This window comes from Streptomyces sp. CNB091 (genome assembly GCF_000377965.1).
On the sequence record NZ_KB898990.1, the window covers coordinates 355,947 to 374,659 of the forward strand.

The 18,713-nt window shown below is 68.6% G+C and carries 15 protein-coding genes; 10 read left to right on the top strand and 5 right to left on the bottom strand.

Going from position 1 to position 18,713, the window contains the following annotated elements; translation table 11 throughout:
* Nucleotides 1-40: 40 nt before the first annotated feature.
* Nucleotides 41-1,048: a beta-ketoacyl-ACP synthase III gene (locus D581_RS0101540; protein ID WP_018955462.1), complete on the bottom strand. Its 1,008-nt coding sequence runs from the start codon at nucleotides 1,046-1,048 to the stop codon at nucleotides 41-43.
* Between the two features lie 817 nt (nucleotides 1,049-1,865).
* Here D581_RS0101540 and D581_RS01000000136665 point away from each other — a divergent pair.
* The 7 genes from D581_RS01000000136665 (at nucleotide 1,866) to D581_RS1000000141525 (ending at nucleotide 12,083) form a co-directional block, all read left to right on the top strand.
* Nucleotides 1,866-3,914: an AMP-binding protein gene (locus tag D581_RS01000000136665; RefSeq protein ID WP_018955463.1), complete on the top strand. Its 2,049-nt coding sequence runs from the start codon at nucleotides 1,866-1,868 to the stop codon at nucleotides 3,912-3,914.
* The gene (locus D581_RS0101550; protein WP_018955464.1) at nucleotides 3,911-4,954 is read left to right on the top strand and encodes a 3-oxoacyl-[acyl-carrier-protein] synthase III C-terminal domain-containing protein; all 1,044 of its coding nucleotides are present in this window, start codon (nucleotides 3,911-3,913) and stop codon (nucleotides 4,952-4,954) included. Before D581_RS01000000136665 ends, D581_RS0101550 begins: the two co-directional genes overlap by 4 nt.
* A 15-nt stretch (nucleotides 4,955-4,969) precedes the next feature.
* Nucleotides 4,970-7,585, top strand: coding sequence for an aminotransferase class III-fold pyridoxal phosphate-dependent enzyme (locus D581_RS0101555; protein ID WP_018955465.1), 2,616 nt, complete (start codon nucleotides 4,970-4,972; stop codon nucleotides 7,583-7,585).
* Between the two features lie 142 nt (nucleotides 7,586-7,727).
* Nucleotides 7,728-8,837 (top strand): DUF3419 family protein, encoded by a 1,110-nt coding sequence (locus D581_RS0101560; RefSeq protein ID WP_018955466.1) that lies wholly within the window; start codon nucleotides 7,728-7,730, stop codon nucleotides 8,835-8,837.
* A gap of 17 nt (nucleotides 8,838-8,854) precedes the next feature.
* On the top strand, nucleotides 8,855-9,709 hold the full coding sequence (locus tag D581_RS0101565; RefSeq protein WP_018955467.1) for an alpha/beta fold hydrolase: 855 nt from the start codon (nucleotides 8,855-8,857) through the stop codon (nucleotides 9,707-9,709).
* Between the two features lie 39 nt (nucleotides 9,710-9,748).
* Entirely contained in the window at nucleotides 9,749-10,840 is a 1,092-nt protein-coding gene (locus D581_RS0101570; protein ID WP_199787759.1) for an acyl-CoA dehydrogenase family protein, read from the top strand.
* A gap of 67 nt (nucleotides 10,841-10,907) precedes the next feature.
* Nucleotides 10,908-12,083: a flavin reductase family protein gene (locus D581_RS1000000141525; protein ID WP_018955469.1), complete on the top strand. Its 1,176-nt coding sequence runs from the start codon at nucleotides 10,908-10,910 to the stop codon at nucleotides 12,081-12,083.
* Nucleotides 12,084-12,243: 160 nt separating this feature from the next.
* Here D581_RS1000000141525 and D581_RS0101580 read toward each other — a convergent pair whose 3' ends face one another.
* A complete protein-coding gene (locus D581_RS0101580) occupies nucleotides 12,244-12,468 on the bottom strand; it encodes a hypothetical protein (RefSeq protein WP_018955470.1) in 225 nt (74 codons plus the stop codon).
* 433 nt (nucleotides 12,469-12,901) lie between these two features.
* On the opposite strand from D581_RS0101580, the gene D581_RS1000000141530 reads away from it, so the two are divergent.
* Together D581_RS1000000141530 and D581_RS0101595 are read left to right on the top strand one after the other, a co-directional pair.
* A complete protein-coding gene (locus D581_RS1000000141530; protein ID WP_486585786.1) occupies nucleotides 12,902-14,770 on the top strand; it encodes an NACHT domain-containing protein in 1,869 nt (622 codons plus the stop codon).
* A gap of 93 nt (nucleotides 14,771-14,863) precedes the next feature.
* A complete protein-coding gene (locus D581_RS0101595; protein WP_026290077.1) occupies nucleotides 14,864-15,628 on the top strand; it encodes a hypothetical protein in 765 nt (254 codons plus the stop codon).
* A gap of 79 nt (nucleotides 15,629-15,707) precedes the next feature.
* Here D581_RS0101595 and D581_RS0101600 read toward each other — a convergent pair whose 3' ends face one another.
* From D581_RS0101600 to D581_RS1000000141810, 3 genes are all read right to left on the bottom strand, one after another.
* Nucleotides 15,708-17,564, bottom strand: a complete 1,857-nt coding sequence (locus D581_RS0101600; protein ID WP_026290078.1) for a KedN5 family methylcobalamin-dependent radical SAM C-methyltransferase — start codon at nucleotides 17,562-17,564, stop codon at nucleotides 15,708-15,710.
* A 178-nt stretch (nucleotides 17,565-17,742) separates the two neighbouring features.
* Nucleotides 17,743-17,970, bottom strand: coding sequence for an MbtH family protein (locus tag D581_RS0101605; RefSeq protein WP_018955475.1), 228 nt, complete (start codon nucleotides 17,968-17,970; stop codon nucleotides 17,743-17,745).
* Nucleotides 17,971-18,095: 125 nt separating this feature from the next.
* Nucleotides 18,096-18,227 carry a hypothetical protein gene (locus D581_RS1000000141810; protein WP_018955476.1) on the bottom strand — a complete coding sequence of 44 codons (132 nt, stop codon included), beginning with the start codon at nucleotides 18,225-18,227 and terminating at the stop codon, nucleotides 18,096-18,098.
* A gap of 75 nt (nucleotides 18,228-18,302) precedes the next feature.
* On the opposite strand from D581_RS1000000141810, the gene D581_RS0101615 reads away from it, so the two are divergent.
* Nucleotides 18,303-18,713: a DUF6027 family protein gene (locus D581_RS0101615; RefSeq protein WP_026290079.1), complete on the top strand. Its 411-nt coding sequence runs from the start codon at nucleotides 18,303-18,305 to the stop codon at nucleotides 18,711-18,713.

Sequence of the window (18,713 nt, forward strand, 5' to 3'; positions counted from 1 at the left end):
GGTGAAATCGTGAGCGTGCGGCCCGGCCGGGTGGCCCGGATCAGCCGACGCTGTCCAGCGAGGGCCAGACGAGCGTGGCCGCACCCCAGGCGAGCCCGCCGCCGAAGGCCGTGATCAGTACCCGTTGGCCGGGGGTCAGACCGCCGTCGGCGTTGTCCTCGTCGAGCAGTACCGGCACCGATGCGGCGGCGGTGTTGCCCATGTGCGCGATGTTGGAGGCCACCTTCTCGGGCGGAATGCCGAGTGTGCCGCCCAGCGACGCGGTGATCCGGGCATTGGCCTGATGGGCCACCAGCCGGTCGACGTCCGAGAGCTCCCAGCCCGCCCTCGCCGTCGCCTCGCGGCAGGAGGACGCCATGTGCCGTACCGCGTGGCGGAAGATCTCCCGGCCCTGCAACTGCAGGAACCGGGAGTCCCCTTCGGCGGGCACGCGTCGGCGGGCGCCTCCGGCGGGCACGTGCAGGAGCTCGCTTCCGCTGCCGTCGCTGCCGAGCACGAGGGAGGTGATCGCTCCCGGCTCGTCCGGCCGGCCGGCCCTCAGCACGACGGCCCCCGCGCCGTCTCCGAAGATCGCGGCGGTGGTGCGGTCGTCGGGGTCGACGAGACTGGTGAACGCCTCGGCGCCGATCAGCAGAACCCGCTCGGCGATGCCGGCGGCGATGAGACCGGCGGCCGTGCCCAGGCCGTAGACGAACCCCGCGCAGACGGCGGATACATCGAAGGCGGCGACCTGGCCCAGGCCCAGCCGGGACGCCACGGACGGCGCTGTCGCCGGGCAGAGCTCGTCCGGTGTGGACGTCGCCAGCACCAGGGCGTCGGCCGCGTCCGATCCCGAGGACTTCAGCGCGCGACGGCCGGCCTCGACGGCGAGGTCCGAGGTCGACGTACCCGCCGTGACACGGTGGCGACTCGCGATGCCTGTTCGGGAGCGGATCCATTCGTCGCTGGTGTCGAGCCGCGACGCCAGTTGCGCGTTGGTCAGTATGTCGGGCGGTATCCAGGATCCGATGCCGGCCAGAACGGCGGCACGTGGGGATGCGTAGGTCATACCAGATGACTCCGTGGTCCTGAGGGACGAAGAGGAAGTGGCGGCGGGCGGGGAGGACGGCTCCACCGACGTCGGCACAGGGGGGTCGTGGCACTGGACGAGTGGGCCCTCGGTCCGTTGATCGAGGGGGCGTCGACCGCGTGCTCAGGCCTGGAACAAGCCGTGGCCAACGGAAGTCGTGACGCCTCTCGTGCCGGGCGGGGAAAGGTGGACCAGAGCGCCATGATCCTTCCATCGGGCGGCTTGTGCGAGCAAGAACAGGAGTCGGAAATTCCTGGTTCCTTGCTTCGGAGGTGAGGAAATTCTGGTACCCAAACCTTTGGGCTGCCGGGGTACCGGGCAGTAATCCCGGGCCGAGTGGCGAGGGCCGCGATAACCGGAGTCTCTCGTACCGGATTTGCCGGGGGAGAGGAAAGCGGGAAGGCCGTAATGGGGTGGGGAGCAATGGTGGCCGCCTGCCGGGCGGACCAGCTGAGTCGGCCGGTCCGCGGCCGTGCCGGCGTGGCATTTCGCGAACCGCGGGCCAACGGGGATTCACCGTGCGGCTTCCCTCATTAGGAAGCTCTCCCGGAGATCTCTTCGGACTGTTGTCATTGTCTGTGCACGTCGGCCTGTGGCAGCCTCATGGATCACAACGTTGGCGCCATCGGGCCGCGTCCCCTGAACGGAAGGGCGGGGACCCAATTTTGGCGTGGAGGCCGCAGAAACCCTGTCTTCACCCCGCTCATTTCCTCCAGTGCGAATCCGCATGTATCGGCGGTCGGCTGGTTGTAGCCGACGGGTAACTTCACTAGTAGCCCTCAGATTGAGGAACCAAGTGGAATCTGTAACGGAAACCGACTTCGTCCGCGTTCTGCTGAGGCGTGCACACGAGAAGCCGCACGAGCCGGCGTTCACATTCCTTGAGGGCGACCTCGATGTCGTGGGTGCGCTGACGTACGCGGAGCTGCACGACCGGGCCCGAGCTCTGGCCGGCCGGCTGCGGGAGGCCGTTGCGCCCGGCGACCGCGTTCTGCTGCTCTACCCGGCGGGCCTCGACTACATCGTCACATTCTTCGGTTGCCTGTACGCCGGAATCATCGCCGTCCCCCTCTACGTCCCGCAGCAGCGAACGGCTCCGACGGTGGAGGCGATTGCGCGGGACTGCGCGGCCGGCGCGGTGCTGACCACAGGGCAGGGGGTGCGGCGGAAGTCCTTGTTCGCCTCGGACACACGGGTCGCGGGCCTGCCCTGGCTGGCCACGGACGAGCTCGGGGGCGACCTTCCCCCGCTGCCCGAACCTGACATCTCCCCGGACGGCATCGCCTATCTGCAGTACACCTCAGGCTCCACCTCCTCCCCCAAGGGCGTGGTCATCGACCACCGCAACGCCGTGGTCCAGTGCGCCGAGGCAGCCCTTTCCTGGCAGGTCGACGGCACCAGCCGGTGGGTGTCGTGGCTGCCGCACTTCCACGACTACGGGCAGATCGGCTCGGTCCTGCTTCCCGTCTACGCCGGCTGCCACTCCGTACTGATGGCACCGACGACCTTCGTGCGCCGCCCGGTCCGATGGCTTCAGGCGATCTCGCGGTACCACGGAACGCACACCGGGGCGCCGAACTTCGCGTACGACCTCTGCGTCGACGGAACCACCGAGGAGCAGCGGGCGGGACTGGACCTCAGCTCGCTCATCACGGTCGGCAACGGCGCCGAGCCCGTGCAGTCCGACACGCACCGGCGGTTCAGCCGGACGTTCACCGCGTACGGCCTCAAGCCCGAGGCACTGTGCCCCTCCTACGGCCTTGCGGAGGCGACTCTGAAGGTCACCAACAAAGTGCCCGGCGCCGACACCTCGTGGGGGACCTTCGACAAGATCACCATAGGTGCCCCCATCACCGAACTGCCCTCCGACGACGCCGTACGCCCCCTCGTCTCGTGCGGGACGACCGTGCCGGACACCCGGGTCGCCATCGTCGAGCCGGAGACGCGTCGCCGTCTCCCCGACGGCCATGCCGGCGAGGTCTGGGTGAACGGCCCGACCGTGGCCCGCGGTTACTGGGGACGGCCGGAGGAGAGCGAGCAGACCTTCGGAGCCCGCATCGAGGGCGACGACACCGACACGTACCTCCGGACCGGCGATCTGGGCTTCCTCCACCACGGGGAGCTCTACATCTGCGGACGACTCAAGGACCTGGTCATCATCGACGGCGTCAATCACTACCCCCAGGACATCGAACTGACCGTCGAGGAGAGCCACGCCGCCGTCCGGCGTGGCCGCACCGCGGCGTTCAGCGTACGGAAGGACGGACACGAGAGCGTCGTGGTGGTGGCGGAGTGCGCCCCCCGCGCGGAGGGCAGCGCCGAGGAGGTCGCCGTTGTGATCCGTGACGAGGTCTGGCGCCGCCATGAGATCGGCGCCTCGGTCCTCATCACCAGCGCGGGCTCCGTCCCCGTCACCACGAGCGGGAAGATCCAGCGGACGCGGTGCAAGGCCGACGTCCTGGAGGACCGCATCGCCGTTCTCGCCCGTGTCGACGCGGGCGCGGCCGGTTCCGACGGCACACCGTCCGCGCGGCCCGCCCCGGCGCCCGCCGCTTCCGCCGCCGACGCGCTCCGCCTCGGCTGCCGTACGTACATCGAGAGCTGGATCGTCGAACGGGTGCTGGACGGACAGGGGGACGTGGACGCGCGACTGCCGCTGTCCGCCCACGCCGTCACCTCACGGCACATGCTGGAACTGCACCAGGGCCTTGAGGACTGGAGCGGACTCCGGCTGCCACCGGAGTCGATGTGGGAATCGGAGTCGATCGACGCGCTGGCCGGCCTGGTCGCGGACCGGCTGGCCCGTCCCACCGCGGACACCACGGGTGCGGGGGTGAACCGATGAGGATCGCCGCCGTCTCCGCCGCCCTGCCGTCCCGACGCGTCACCAACGACGACATCCTCGACCTGGTCCGTGAGCACAGCACCGCCGGCTTCGAGGGCGATATGGAGGACGCACTCCGGAAGATCAGCTTCTGGCTCGCCTACTCGGGATCCGAGGCCCGCCTGTGGGCCACCGAGCAGGAGCGTCCGATCGACCTGCTGGTACGCGCGGCCGAACAGGCCCTCGACGAGGCGGGAATGGCGCGCGAGAGCATCGATGTCGTCATCTACACCGGCATCGGCAGGGGGTTCCTGGAGCCGGGCGGCGCCTACCACGCGGCAGCGGCCCTGGGCATCAAGCGGGCCCAGTGCTTCGACGTCCTGGACGCGTGCATGAGCTGGACGCGGGCGGTCCAGCTGGCCGAGGGCCTGTTCGCCTCGGGGGCGTGCCGCACGGCGATGCTCGTCAACGCCGAGTTCAACATGCGGCCGGGCGGGGCCGTCTACCCGGACGTGTTCACCCTGCGACACGCTGACGAGATCACCTGGAGCTTTCCCGCCTACACCCTCGGCGAGGCCGCGTCCGCGACGATCCTGACCGCGGAAGGGGAGACTCCCTGGTCCTTCGAGTTCTCGTCTCGCCCGGACCTGGCGGAGCTGTGCAACATCCCCATGGCGGGCTACGCGGACTTCTCCCTGCCGTCGGAGAAGGTGGCCAAGAACGGGGTCGGCCGGTTCACCTCCTTCGGATTCGACCTGCACGAGGCCGCCCGCATCGAGGCCATGGAGGTGTTCAAGCGCCTCGACGCACCGGTGGACGAGGTCACGGCGGTCTTCACGCACGCCTCGTCGAAACGGTTCTGGCAGGAGATGGCGGACACCGTCGGCCTGCGCGACCAGATCTACCACGTCTTCCAGGACACCGGGAACATCGTCTCGGCCTCGGTGCCGACCGCCATCGCCACCGCGGTGGGCGAGGGGCGCCTGAGCCGGGGAGACCGCGCGATCGGCTGGGTCGGAAGCGCCGGCATGTCCTTCAGCGCCTTCTCATTCGTTTACTGACCGGAGGACGAAAAAATGGGCACACCGCTGAAGTCCGTCGGCAACGCGTTGGGGCACGGTTTCGGGTACGCCGTATCGCGCTTCCGGTCCAACCGCGACGAGCTGCGGGCCGAGGAGGCCGAGCGGCTGCTGGACTGCCTCGTGGAGGCAGGGCCGATCTACATGAAGCTGGGCCAGCTGCTCGCCACACGGTCGGACCTGGTCCCCGCCGAGTGGGCCGACAAGCTCCGCACACTCCAGGACGACGCTCCGCACATGGACGCGGCCACCACCCATGCCGTCGTCACACGGGAACTGCGCGCGCCCATGAACAGCGTCTTCCGGGAGTTCGACCTCGAACCGGTGGCCAGCGGTTCGGTCGCCCAGGTGCACCGGGCCCGGCTGCTGGACGGCCAGCAGGTCGCCGTGAAGCTGGTGAAGGAAGGCGTTCCCGAGCACATCGAGCAGAATCTGCGCATCATGGGCCGGGGCGTCCGCCTCGCCGAGAAGGTGGTCCCGGTCGTGGCCGCCTCGGACGGTCTGCGGCGCTTCACCGAGGTCGCCTCGCTGTTCCGCTCCCAGGCCGACATGCTGCAGGAAGCGGTTCGGCAGAAGGAGGTGTACCGGAACTTCCAGGGCCATCCCTACGTACGGGTGCCGCGCGTGATTCCCGATCTGGTGACCCCGCGCATGCTCACCATGGAGTTCATGGAAGGCATCCGCGGGAACGCCGCCCACCAGGTGCGGCTGCCGGCGGCGCAGCTGGCCCGGCGCCTGCAGGACACGATCTACACGATGCTGTACATGCACGGCCTGTCCCACGGAGACCCGCACCCCGGGAACATCCTCTTCTCCGAGGAGGGCGACCTGATCCTGCTCGACTTCGGGATCACGGTCGAACTGACCGAGGACGAGAAGTGGGGCCTGTCGTCCTTCTACTACGCGTGTACCCGCAAGGAGTGGGACATCGCCGTGGAGCGGTTCACCGCCCACTTCGTCACCGGCGGCGAGCAGCTGCGCGAGAACTGGGCCGAGTACCGCTCCGAACTCGTGGCGGCACTGGAGCACCACTTCGACACCGCCTCGAACCGGTGGTCGACGATCAGCTACTTCCGGGACGTCAGCGACATCCTGCGGAAGTACGGCGCCCGGTACACCACCAGTTTCACCAAGGTCGAGCTGGTCTTCCTGTCGTGCGAGGGGTTCGCCACACAGCTGGACCCGGAGATCAACATCTGGGAGAACGCCCGCAAGTTCACGGACCGGTACTCGCCCTACATGAGCAAGGCGGTGCGCGAACGGTTCGACGAGCAGTTCACGCTCCAGATCCCGGGCTCCCTCAAGATGCGGGACCGGGCGGACCGTTCGCTCGTCGCGCCGACCCATATCCACCGCTACTTCTTCCCCAGCACCTACCCGATCTTCGTCAAGGAAGCCCAGGCCGGCCGGGTCCGGGACGTCGACGGCAATGAGTACGTGGACCTCTCCGGCGGGTACGGGCCGCACATCCTCGGCTACTCGCATCCGGTGGTCAACGAGGCGATCACCTCGGGTGTGGCGGCCGGCCTGGTGAACGGGATAGGCCACGAGCCCGAGGTGGAGCTGGCCGAAATGCTCGTCGACGCCTTCCCGGCGGCGGACCGGGCACTGCTGTGCAACTCCGGCACCGAGGCCGTACTCCTGGCGATACGGCTGTGCCGCGCGGCCCGCAAGCGCAAGGTCGTGGCCAAGTTCGAGGGCCACTACCACGGCTTCTCGGACCAGGGCATGGTCAGCTCCTGGTTCCGCTTCACCGGAAACAAGCACGCACCCGAGCCGATAGCCGGAACCCTCGGCTCGAACGCGGACGTCGTGGAGAACACGATGGTGCTCCAGTACGGGGACATAGGCGGTCTGGAGCGGCTGCGCGAGCACGCCGACGAGCTCGCCTGCGTCATCGCGGAGCCGATGCCGTCCTCGACGACGACGTTCGACCTGGAATTCCTCGCCGCGCTGCGGAAGGTGTGCACCGAGACGGGCGTTCCCCTGGTGTTCGACGAGGTCGTCACGGGATTCCGGGTGGAGTACGGCGGGGCCCAGACGATGGCCGGGATCGAGCCCGACCTCACCTGCCTGGGAAAGATCATCGGCGGTGGCCTGCCCTGTGGTGCGGTGGTGGGACGCGCCGCACTGGTGGAGATGTGCAGGAGCTCCGAGGACCCCTTCCTCGACTACGAGCAGAAGGCCTTCGCCGGCGGCACGCTCAGCGGCAACTCGCTGACATGCCGGGCGGGTACGGCGGTGCTCACCCATCTGCGTGCGAACCAGCATCTGTACAAGGAGCTGGAGACCAAGACGCGATGGCTGCGGGACGCGTTCGCCGAGAGCACCGGCAAACGCGGTATCTCCTGCCGTATCAACGCCCGCAACTCGATCTTCTCGATCAACTTCAGCCACCGGTCGGCGGGCATCTACCGGGAGCGGATGGCCGGCAGCAACTTCAAGGCCACCATCGCGCTCGCCTACTACATGCGACAGCACGGCGTGTACATGCCCGAGTTGCACAGCTTCCTGCTCAGCACCGCACATACGGACGAGGACCTGGCCGCCACGAGCAAGGCCTTCGACCTCAGTGTGGCGGACATGGCGAATGACGGCTTCTTCATGACGTGAGTGCCCGCGGCGCCCTGCTCCGCCGGGGCGCCGCGCACCGCGCAACGGGGTTCCGGGCCGCACCCCTTTCGGCCCGGATGCCTTCGTCGGCCGTTCCGCGGCCGCCGTACCAGGTTCAGTACGCTCGATGAGGATGGTGACCATGAGCTCGAAGGGCTCAGAGAAGTGGATTCTGTACAGCACGTGCGACGAGGACTCCGACTCCGAGATGCGGGCCCTGGACGTCTCGGCGGGTGAGGACGTGCTGAGTGTCACGGGCAGTGGCTGCCGCACCCTGAGCCTGGTCGCGAACCACCCCCGGTCGGTCATCTCGGTGGACATGGCCCCCGGCCAGAACTACCTGCTCGAAGTGAAACTGGCGGCGATCAGGCACTTCGACTACGACTCGCTCCTCGCCCTTCTCGGGATCGATCCCTGTCCGGACCGGTGGCGGCTGTTCGTACAGCTCCAGGGCAAGATCAGTCCCGCGGCGTTCCGCTACTTCTCACGGCACCGCAAGGAGGTCCGGCGGGGCCTGGTCCTGTCGGGCCGACACGAGAAGTTCTACAAGCGCGTGGTCGCCCCCTCGATGCGGCTCCTGTACGGCCGCGCCATGCGCGATCTGTTCTCGGCGCAGACGCTGGAGGAGCAGAGAGCCATCTACCAGCGGAGGATCGACGGCGTCATGTGGCGGACCCTGGTCCGCCACGGCTTCTCCGAGCGTATCCTCAAGTTCGTCCTGAACGACCCCGGTTACCGCATCACGATCGATGTGGACTCCGTGGGTGGCTACATACTCGAGCGCGTTCACCACACGTTCATGAACCATCTCGCCAAGGACAACCACTGGCTCGCGTTCACGTTCCTGGGACGCTATCCGCACCGCGGCACCCTGCCGCACTACCTGCTGCGGGAGAACTACGAGGCGATCCGCTCCGCTCCGACGAAAGTCGAGATCGTGACGGGGAACCTCATCGAGTACATACAGAAGGCTCCTGACGGATCGTTGGACAAGTTCTCCCTGTCCGATGTGACAAGCTGTATCCCCCAGGACGGTTTCGACCAGATCATGCGGAACATCGCTCGTGCCGGCAGGCCCGGCGGGCGGGTGTGCTACCGGAATTTTCTGGCGAAACACCAGGTGCCTGAAGAAGCACGCTCCACGTTGTTCCGGGACGAGGCGCTCAGTACGTCGCTCACTCACGACGACAAGGCATTCGTCTACGACATCGAGGTGCTCACAGTAAAGGGCTCGCCCGCAAGGGCGGCCTGAAAGGGAAGGTGTCCGAAATGACAACCGAGACCACCAGGGTGGAGACGGCCGGCGGCCGGATCGACCTCCGACGTGTCGGGCAGGGCAGGACCGTCCTGTTCGTACATGGCCTGATGGTCAACGGGCACGTGTGGGACCCGCTGATCGCGGGACTGCGCGACCGGTGCCACATGGTGCTGCCCGACCTGCCCTTAGGCGGGCACCGCACCCCCCTGGACCCGGATGCGGACTGCTCCTTGGAAGCGCATGCGGCGCGTGTCCTGGACATCGCGCGGGAGCTTCCCGGGCCCATTGTGCTGGTGGGCAACGACACCGGCGGGGCGATCGCCCAGATCGCCGTGGCGCGGGAACCGGAACTCTTCGAGCGGCTGGTGCTCCTCCCCTCGGACGCCTTCGACAACTGCCCCCCGAAACTCCTTGTCCCCATGCGCGCACTGCTCGGGATCCCCGGCACCGTCGGCGTGGTGGCGCGGGCGCTGAGGCTGGGCCTCGCCAAGCGGGCGTTGATGGCGGTGGTGGCGCGCAACAAGGTCCCGACGGACCGTATCGACGAGATGCTGGGTGAACTGCCGAGCAACCGCGGTGTGCAGCGGGATTTCGTCAAGTTGCTGGACGGGTTGCGGCCGGCGGTCACCAAAGCGGTGGCGGAGGAACTGCACCGGTTCAAGGGGCCCGTCCTCATCGTCTGGTCGCGGAAGGACCCCCTTTTCCCGTTCGGTCACGCGGAGAAGCTGGCCGGCTGCTTTTCTCGGAGCTCGGTCGCCATCGCCGAGAAATCGCGTGCCTTCGTCTCGCTCGACGAGCCGGACTGGCTCACCGAGCGGCTCGCGGAATTCATTGACGGCGGCGGGCCGTCGCACGATGCCACGTAGAGAGGTGCATACGTGTCCATGAACTTCATGGTCGGGGAAATGTCCACTGCTGAACGCCTGTTCCCCGGCCTCGATCAGAGGCTCCGCGAGGTCCCTGTAGCCGAGCTGGAGTCCGGAAAGTCCCCCGGACTCGACATATTCCGGGAGTTCGGCGGGCCCGCTCTCATGGTCCCCGGGAAATACGGCGGGCTCGCGGCCTCCTTGACGGAGGGCCTGCACGTCCAGCGGCTGCTGGGCGCGCGGTCCCCGTCCCTGGCCCTGGCCGCGAACATGCACCACTGCACGGTCATGGCGATGCCGCCGTGCCCCGCCACGGAGGAACTGCTCACCGCGGTCGTGGACAACAAGCTGTACCTTGCGTCAGGCTTCGGTGAGGGCAAGCCGGCCGCCAGCATCCTCGTACCGATGTTGAGGGCCGAGCGCCACGGCGACGGGTGGCGCCTCAACGGGGCGAAGAAGCCTTGCAGCCTCGCGGAGTCGATGGACTTCCTCACGGCCAGTGTCATGGTGACGTCGCCGGACACGGGCGAGAAGGAGATGGCCCTCGCGATCATCCCGGCCGGTGCCGAGGGGATCGAGGTACGGCCGCTCGGGGACGCGCAGGTGCTGCCGGGGTCCGAAACCCGTGAGGTGGTGCTGACCGACGTCGATGTGCCGGACGGCCACATATCGTCCCTGGGCGACCCCCAGACCCTGAACGCCGCGCTCGCGATGGTCTTTCACATCTTCGAGCTGATGGTCTCGGCCAGCTACATCGGGGTGGCCAGCGGGCTGGTCGAGGCGGTGATCGAGCAGCGTCGCGGTTCCGCCGCGGAGCGGATCGAGCTCGTCGGCGATCTGGAGACCGCCATGGCCTCGCTGGAAGCCGTGGCCCGTGCGGTGACGCAGGAGGACGACGATCCGCAGGGCGTCGCCCGTGCGCTGTACGTGCGGTACTCCGCACAGCGCACCGTCGCGCGCATAGCCGCGCACGCCACCGAGCTGCTCGGCGGCGGGTCGTACATGATCAGCGGCTTCAGTACGACGTACTTCATGTCGGCCCGTGCCCTGGCGCTTCACCCGCCGGCCAGGAGCGCCATGGCCGAGCCTCTCGACCGCTTCATTCTGGGCGGACCTCTCGTGATGCCGTGACATGCCGTGGGGGCCGTGAAATCCCTTCCCACCGCGTCAGCCTTGCCGGGAGTCAGGAGCATCAGCCGTGAAGCCGCAACGGACCGAAGACGTGGAGCCGCCGGCCGGGAAGCTCCTGTGGATTCCCTGCCGGGACGAGCAGGTCCCGCACGTCTGCCGACGGGTGCTGGACGCCCTGGGCACCGGGACCGAGATCCTGACGACGGAACCGGCCGGACACCGCGACGGGCCGCACATGATCCCGGGTGAGGACATCGACGGTCTGGCGGCCCGTGCGGCGCGCCGGCTCGGCGAGGCGGACTACGCCGTCTACGACTGCGGCCCCGGGGGCGAGACCGGATACGCCCTGGCGCATGCGCTGGTGGCCGCCGGCCACCGCGATCCGCGGCACCTGTTCGTATCGGCTGGTCCGTCGGCGGAGTGCCGGTGCCCCGGGGAGGGCCGGGCCGTCGATGTCACAGACCCGCGCAAACCCCACGACGGCTACCGTCCCTACGGTCATCCGGCCGGGCCCTCGCGGCTGCGGTGTCCGGTCACGGTGATCGCGGGCCACGAGGAGTCCGCCGCGTGTGAACGCTGCACGGACGAACTGTGGGCCGGACGTGCCGCGGCACCCGTGACACACCTCAGGGCCGATACCGCGGACCAGGGGCACGGGGATGCCCGCGCACGGCGCATCGCCGGACGGATTCGTACGGTGCTGGCGGAGGATCCCGCGCCGCCATCCGTCCCGCCTGTGACCCGGGAGGCGTTCCGGGAGGCGATGGCGCGGGTCGCCGCACCCGTTTCCGTGGTCACCACCCTCTGCCGCGAGGACGGGAAACCGCGCGCCTTCACCGCGAGCGCGATGTGCAGCCTCTCCGAGGATCCGCCGCTGCTTCTCGTCTGCGTCAACCGGGCCGGCCGCGCCCATGACGTCTTCACCACGGCGGACCGCTTCCTCGTCAATGTGCTCACGCACGAACAGGCCCATGTGGCAAAGGCGTTCGCGCGGCACGACAGGGCGGAGGCGGAAGCGGAACTCGCCCGGCTGGAGGGCGGGCTGCCAGGGCTGACCGGTGTGGCGGCACGCTTCCTCTGCACGCGCGAGAACGTTCTCCCGGGAGGCGACCACAGCATCCTCATAGGCCGCCTGGAGGCCATCACCCTCCTGGACGAAACGCCTCTGATCCATTACCGGAGGAACTGGCACCGGCCCCTGGCGGTGCCGGCGGCGCCCCCGGTCACCACGGGACCGAACTGAGGCGGGCGCCACGTGCGGCCCCGTCGTGCGCGGATTCACCACCTGGCCCGCGAACGGTGGCCGACCCGCTGCCGTTGCTCGGGGAACAGGGAGGCGATCGCCGTCCCCGCACCTCTCTTGGCCTGCAGTGACTCGGCAGGCCGGAGGAAGACAACGCCGCCTACCGCCGGCAGGTGGCGACGATCACGAGCAGGAGAAGCGCGATCCCGAGCATCTGGAGGAACCTGAGGGAGTTTGGGTTCTTCTGGTTGATCTCGACGATGCCGCCGAGTGCCAGACCGGGGTGGTTCTCGGCGTAGTGGGCCGCCGCGAGATCGCCGACCTCGGATTCGGTGGTCCACCGGGTGGCGAACCTGCATTCGCCGCACCGGTACCGGTGTGCCATGTCAACTCCTTGGTGCCGTGGGACACGGGGGATGGGGGAGGAGGGCCTGAACACCGAGCGCCGGCGTACGAAGAGCCGGGCTGGAGGGCGCGCGCTCGTAGGCAAGAGGAAAGGGGAGTGAGTGCGCGGCAAGGCGTGTGCTGGAGGGGCGGCCGGTGTGCGCTCCCCCGTCGCGTCGGCCGCGTCCCGGGAGACGGGGCCGACGCGACGCGCACACCGGCCACGTCAGACGGTGGTGCCACGGTGCGGGTGAGGGGGACACGGTGCGAGGACGCTGTGTGCCGGCGTCAGTCGCGCTGTGGTGCGTCCTCGCCCAGCGCCGTGTCCAGCAGTTGCCGTAGCTGCGCGTCCGGGCGCTGGCCCATCGTCACCAACATATTGGTGACGATGGAGACGTAGCGGCCGTCGTCGTATCGAGTCGCAGCGACTGGTCATTCTCGGTCGCGCCGGCTCGGGCAAGTCCATCCTGGCCATCAAGTTCGTCCTCGAACTCCTCTCAGCCCCCAGCCCCGCCCTCCGGGTGCCGGTCATTCTCAGCATCGGATCCTGGGACCCGCTGACCCTCACACCGCGAGACCTGCTGGTCGACCATCTTTTACGGGACCACCCGCATCTGGCCCGTACGACTCCCGAGGGTGCGACGCTGGCCGCCGAACTCGTCGACTCCGATCTGATCCTGCCCGTCCTGGACGGCTTCGACGAGCTCGCCGAAGCCCTGCGCGGCCCCGCGCTGGAAGCACTCAACGCCACGTCCCACCCAGTGGTCCTGACCAGCCGACGGGACGAGTACGCCCGAGCGGTCCGCGACGTGCACGCGCCTCTGGTGCTGGCAGCCTGCGTCGAACTCGCCGACCTGACCGTCGAAGACCTGGCCGCGTACCTGCCCCGGACCGACCGCCTCGGCGACTCTCTGGGCAACCGCGGTGCCACCGGCGTGTGGGGTGCCGTCCTGGACGAACTGCGGGCCCGTGACACCCCGGCGAGCATCCAGCTCGGACAGGTCCTGGGAACGCCCCTGATGGTCACCCTGGCGCGGACGATGTACAGCGAGGTGCCCGGCAACGACCCCGTCGAACTGCTTGACGTCGCGACCTTTCCCACTGGGCGCCACCTTGAGGAACATCTGTTGGCGAACTTCGTGCCCACGGTCTACCGACACCGCACCCGCGAACGGGCCGCCCCCGCCCCCGGTCAGCGCAACCGCGACCCCGACCAAGCCGAACGCTGGCTCGGCTACCTCGCCCACAGCCTGGCCACCGGCGCCCACGAGCGTCGAGACCTTGCCTGGTGGCGCCTCGGCGCGTCCGTACGGCTGCCGGTGCGCGTCCTGCACACCGCGCTGCTCGGCGGACTGTGCATGTTCGCGGCCAACTGGCTTGTGATACTTTTTGCCGTTTCCATCGGGTACATGCCCTTCGTGCAGAGGCCGGCGAAGCTCGAGGTGGCGGTGTTCGGGCTCTGCTCTGCGGTCGTCTTCGGTATCGCGCACTGCGCCCTGGCCGCGGCGGGCCGTGCCGTGGCCGTTCCGACCCAGGTACGTCTTCGGCTGGCGGCCGTGGCCCCCCGGGACGGGCACAGGCCGCTTCGTGAAATCCTCACGCGCTTCGGAGTAGGGGTGCTGGGCGGCTCCGCGCTGGGGGTCGCACACGGCTGGACGAACGCAATGTCCCGGGCGTTGGCCGGAACAGTCCCCCACGCGGATCTGATCGGCGCGACGATTCAGGACACGCTGATCCTGGGGTTGATCTTCGGCCTGACGGCCGGCTTGACCTTCGGGCTCCTCGCGGCCTTCGAGGCACCCGTGGACATCGCCGCCGCGGCCACGCCGATGCGACTGCTGTCCGTCAACCGGGCAACCGCCACCCGGCAGTTCCTCGTGCTCGCTGCCGCTGTCACTGCCGGACTCGCTGTCTGCGGACATGTCGTCGTCGGCCTGCTCCAGCAGGTGCTGCGTTGGACGGTCGTGTGGCCGTTGGACACGGCTCTGCTTCTGGGAGCGGTCGGCGGGCTCGGCGGCTCCGCGACGTACGTGCTCGCACTCACGGCGTGGGGGCAGTGGGTGACGGTGGCCCGGTTCTGGTTACCGCTGACGCGCAAGCTGCCGTGGGACACCGCCGCCTTTCTGGATGACGCCTATCGCCGAGGGGTGCTCCGGCAGGCCGGTGCCGTGTACCAGTTCCGGCACATCCGGTTGCGGCAACACCTCGCTCGCGTCCACGACCGCTCCGGCCGAGTCACCAGCTACCTGAAAGCGGACCCGAGGCGTCGCGCATCCGATGAGAGCGGTTCATGCTGTTCTTGAGGCGTCCGGCCCGGGCAGGGCAGTAGCGATGACGACCACACAGTGGTGTCAGTGGTGTCAGTGCTGTCAGTGGGGTATGGCACGGTGACATCCATGACTGCGACCGCATCTGAAAGCGTCCGCGATGCCGGGCGGGCCCTTGGCGTACCCGAGCCGGTGACCGAGGCGTTCGTCCGCCTCCTGCGCCCCTGCGTCTACCTCTGCCGCCACGAGGAACTGCCGGAAGAGCTGCGGATGAACGCCGCTCCGGCCGCTCGGGCGGGCGGGCCCGCTCATCTGCCGGAGGATGTGGTCGTGCCCGCGTACGTGCCGCACGTGGTGACCGTCGACTGCGCGGCCATACCCGCCGGCGTCCTCGACATCGACTTTCCCACCGACGGCGAGGTGGCCGTCCTCGCCGAAGTCACGGACCAGGACGAAGGCTTCGTCATCCACCTGCCGGTGGGGACCGAAACCGTCGAACGCCACTCCCGGGAAGCGGAGCCGGGCGGCCTGAACACTGACGAATCGTTCCCGCTGTACGCGGTGCCCGGAACCACCATGCCCGGCGCCCTCCACCGGTCGCACGTGGCGGAAGCGGTCGACTACGCCGAGGGAGACGCCGAGCGGGCCCGCCTCGTGGACAGCCTGATAGAGGAGATGGGGGCGGTTCTCGCCGTGCGCTGGGGCTACGGCATTCAGCTCGGCGGCTTCTCTCCTGCCTGGCACGATCCATTGGAGGACCGGGGGAGCGTCCTGTTCATGTCCATCCCGGAGAGCGCGGTCTTCGGCGGGGACTGCATCACCCTCGTCTCGGGGTCTCGGGAGCAGATCGCGGAGCGCCGCTACGACGAACTCGCATTCGAGGTCGAATCCTGACCGGTGACCACGAGCCATCGACCGTGGGACGGCAGCCGCGGCCGCGATCTCACGTAGCGTTCGTCCGTGGCGCTGTCGGCTACCGGATCTCTAGGCAGCGACCGGCGTAGTAGGTCGCGAGTTCGTGGTTGTCGAGGTAGTCGTCGAATCCGACGCGGTACGCGAGCGTGAGTTCGACCGGCGAGGGTGCGTCGTCGAACGGCCGGCCGGTGCGGATGGCATCGAGAATGTGCGGCATCGCGTACTGGAACCGCTGGCCGCCGCGGACGTAGTGCGGCAGGCCGTCGATGCTGCACAGCTCGGCGTCCTCGGCGCCCGAGCCGGCGTAGATCGGGCGGGTCGCGTTGTCGTAGCGGAAGATCTCGTCGAGCAGAGGCCTGTGCCGCTCGGGCGCCTTCGGCAGGATCGCCTCGTCCCACCACCGCTGGAAGACCGGCGCGAACCGCGGGTCGGCGTAGAGTTTGTGCAGCGACTCGACGACCAGGCCGGAGTCGGTGAACTCGCGGCCGTGGCCGAGCAACTCGGCGACGGCGGCGTCGGTCGAGTCCTGGAACCAGTCCGACAGGATCAGCAGTACGGCGCTCTGGGTGAGCCCGGCGAGCTCCCGCAGCGGCACCCAGATGTGCCGGAAGTACATGTTCTCGCTCATCATCCGGGCCCAGAACATGAACCGCTGCATCGTCGTGTTCTCCGCGACCGTGACGGTGCGGTTGGCGAGAACGTATTCAAAGTCGTCGCTGTCGCCGCGGACGGTGACGAAGCCGTGCTCCTCGCGGTTCTCCGTGTAGTTCGTGTTGGGCAGCAGCAACAGGGGGTAAACGGCGATACGGGACACGTGTTCGGACAGTTGGTCGTAGCCCGCCAGGAAGGAGTCGACCGTCTCACCTGGCGCGCCCCAGATCAGCTCCGCGTAGGCGTCGAGCCCCTCCGCCGCGAGCCATGCCGCCAGCTCCTTCCACTGGTTGAGCCGCATGTTGCTTCTGCCCATGTCACGCAACGCCGTGTCGTCCAGTGTCTGCAGCGCCACGGTGAACGAGCTCTGGAACCCCTCGGCCTTCATCCGGCGGATGATGTCGTGGAACGTCTTGGACTTGTTCTTCGCCCATGACGTCTCCAACGACTTCGGGAACCCGTATTTCTCGCGTGTCCTGACGAGATCCTCGACGAACTCCGCGTCCGGCTGTCGCATGCCGAAGTTGGAGTCGCACAGCACCACCGTCGGAATCCGGTGATAGCCGAAGAGGTCGAGCTCCGCGCGCAGCCGCTCACGGGAGAAGTCGCGCATCCGCTGGCCGACCGCGCCGCCCCAATAGCAGAACGAGCACTTGTACGGACAGCCTCGGTTGGTCTCCATCAGCGCGACGTCGTAGGGGAACCGGCCACGGTGGTCGAGCAGCGGGATGGCCCCCGTGAGGAAGGGTGACGGAATGATGTCCAGGTCGTCGATGCGCGGTGCCTCGGCAGTGGTGTGGATCGTGCCTTCCTCGTCGCGGTAGGAGATTCCCGGCACCTGGGCCAGATCGTGCGGCGACTTCTCCTCCAGGACGGCGAGCAGCAGGTCGCGGAAGGTGAACTCGCCCTCGCCGTTGGCGACGACGTCGACCTCGGGGAAGCGCCTAAAGACGCGTTCCGCCTGGTGGGCGACGTGCGTTCCGCCGAAGACGACCCAGCCGTCCGGGCGCACCGACTTGTAGGTCTCGGCGAGCGCGCCGAACTGGTTGAGGTTCCAGCCGAGGACCGAGAACGCCAGCACGTCCGGCACCACACCGGAGAAGACCGTGCGCGCCATCGAGCCGAGCGATTCTCCACCGCGGAAGTTCTGTATCGCCACGTCGAACTCGGGTCCCACCAGGGGATCGACCCGTGCCGCGGCTGTCAGATAGCCGGCGGCGAGCGGCATCGACTCCTTCGGCATGTCCCAGGCGCCCTGTTGCACGATCAGCGCGCGCCCGCGCTTCTCCCGTGAACGTGGTCGTGGTCGTGGAAACGGAAGTGCGGACTGGCTCACTGTTCTGCCCCCATGCGGCCATGCCGCCAGGTTCCCGCGGGCGACGCGGGTGACGAAGCGGTCCAACGCCGCCGCCCCTGCGAAGACCGCGTATCCATCCGGTAGCTCACCCGGTCGCGTCGTCCATGGCGCGGCGCAGGGAGGCCGGACGCAGATCGGTCCAGTTCTCCTCGACGTAGGCCAGGCACGCCGCCCGGCCGTCCGGGCCGTGCACCACGTGCCACCCGGCGGGCACCGGAGCGAACTCCGGCCACAGGGAGTGCTGGTCCTCGTCGTTGCGCAGCACCCAGAACGGTGCGTTGTCGTCGTCGAACGGGTTGGTCGTCTCAGCCATGCCGCCTCCAGGTCGCCGCACGCTACAACGCGCCGGCGGGTGGTCAACACCCCCGCCCACCAGCACGGTGACCCTGCTCGGGACGCCCCGGCCCGCCCGTGCGGGCGGACCGGGGCGGTGTTCGGTCAGATGCGGTAGCCGAGGCTGCGCAGCTGCTGGCGGATCGCCTCGTCGTCGGCCGTGGCGGTGCCGCTGGTCGCGGCGCCCGAGTCGGCCGGAACGAGGGCGAGTCGCTCCTCACGAAGGTTCTCGTTCACTGGTTTCTCCTTTCCTGACTTCGGTGTTCATCCCTGCCCGGTCGGACAAGCTCGGTGCCGCCTTAGGGTGGCGGCATGGATGGCGACATGGATGACCTGGCCTACGACGTGACCGGTACGCCGGCGGTTCGGCTGCGCCAGTGGGAGCGGTGCTGGCCACCGGATGACCCGCATGCCAACTTCAAGGCCGAGGTGGTCGACTACGGGCTCCTCGACCCGCTGGAGACCGTGCGCGGCATGTCCCGGAACCTGGACATCCCGGTCGGCGCGATCGTCCGGTACGTGCTGGCGAAGTGGGCCACCGGCGGCAGCGGCGGCCTGCTCGAACTCGGGCCGGTGATGGTGCCGCGCCTGTGGGAGCCGATCGCGGCCGCGGAGGAGGCCGACTCCGACGAGCAGCGGCTCGCGGCGTACCACCAGCTCCGGCAGATGATCTCCTGGCTGAAGGTGCCGCTGGACGACCCCACGGTGTACCCGGCTCAGTAG

Bases quoted from the DNA above. Each gene is read 5' to 3' on its own strand.
- D581_RS0101605 (WP_018955475.1), bottom strand. From the start codon at position 17,970: ATGGCTGAGACGACCAACCCGTTCGACGACGACAACGCACCGTTCTGG.
- D581_RS0101555 (WP_018955465.1), top strand. From the start codon at position 4,970: ATGGGCACACCGCTGAAGTCCGTCGGCAACGCGTTGGGGCACGGTTTC.
- D581_RS0101595 (WP_026290077.1), top strand. From the start codon at position 14,864: ATGACTGCGACCGCATCTGAAAGCGTCCGCGATGCCGGGCGGGCCCTT.
- D581_RS0101570 (WP_199787759.1), top strand. From the start codon at position 9,749: ATGTCCACTGCTGAACGCCTGTTCCCCGGCCTCGATCAGAGGCTCCGC.
- D581_RS0101560 (WP_018955466.1), top strand. From the start codon at position 7,728: ATGAGCTCGAAGGGCTCAGAGAAGTGGATTCTGTACAGCACGTGCGAC.
- D581_RS0101540 (WP_018955462.1), bottom strand. From the start codon at position 1,048: ATGACCTACGCATCCCCACGTGCCGCCGTTCTGGCCGGCATCGGATCC.
- D581_RS0101550 (WP_018955464.1), top strand. From the start codon at position 3,911: ATGAGGATCGCCGCCGTCTCCGCCGCCCTGCCGTCCCGACGCGTCACC.
- D581_RS0101565 (WP_018955467.1), top strand. From the start codon at position 8,855: ATGACAACCGAGACCACCAGGGTGGAGACGGCCGGCGGCCGGATCGAC.
- D581_RS0101615 (WP_026290079.1), top strand. From the start codon at position 18,303: ATGGATGGCGACATGGATGACCTGGCCTACGACGTGACCGGTACGCCG.
- D581_RS0101580 (WP_018955470.1), bottom strand. From the start codon at position 12,468: ATGGCACACCGGTACCGGTGCGGCGAATGCAGGTTCGCCACCCGGTGG.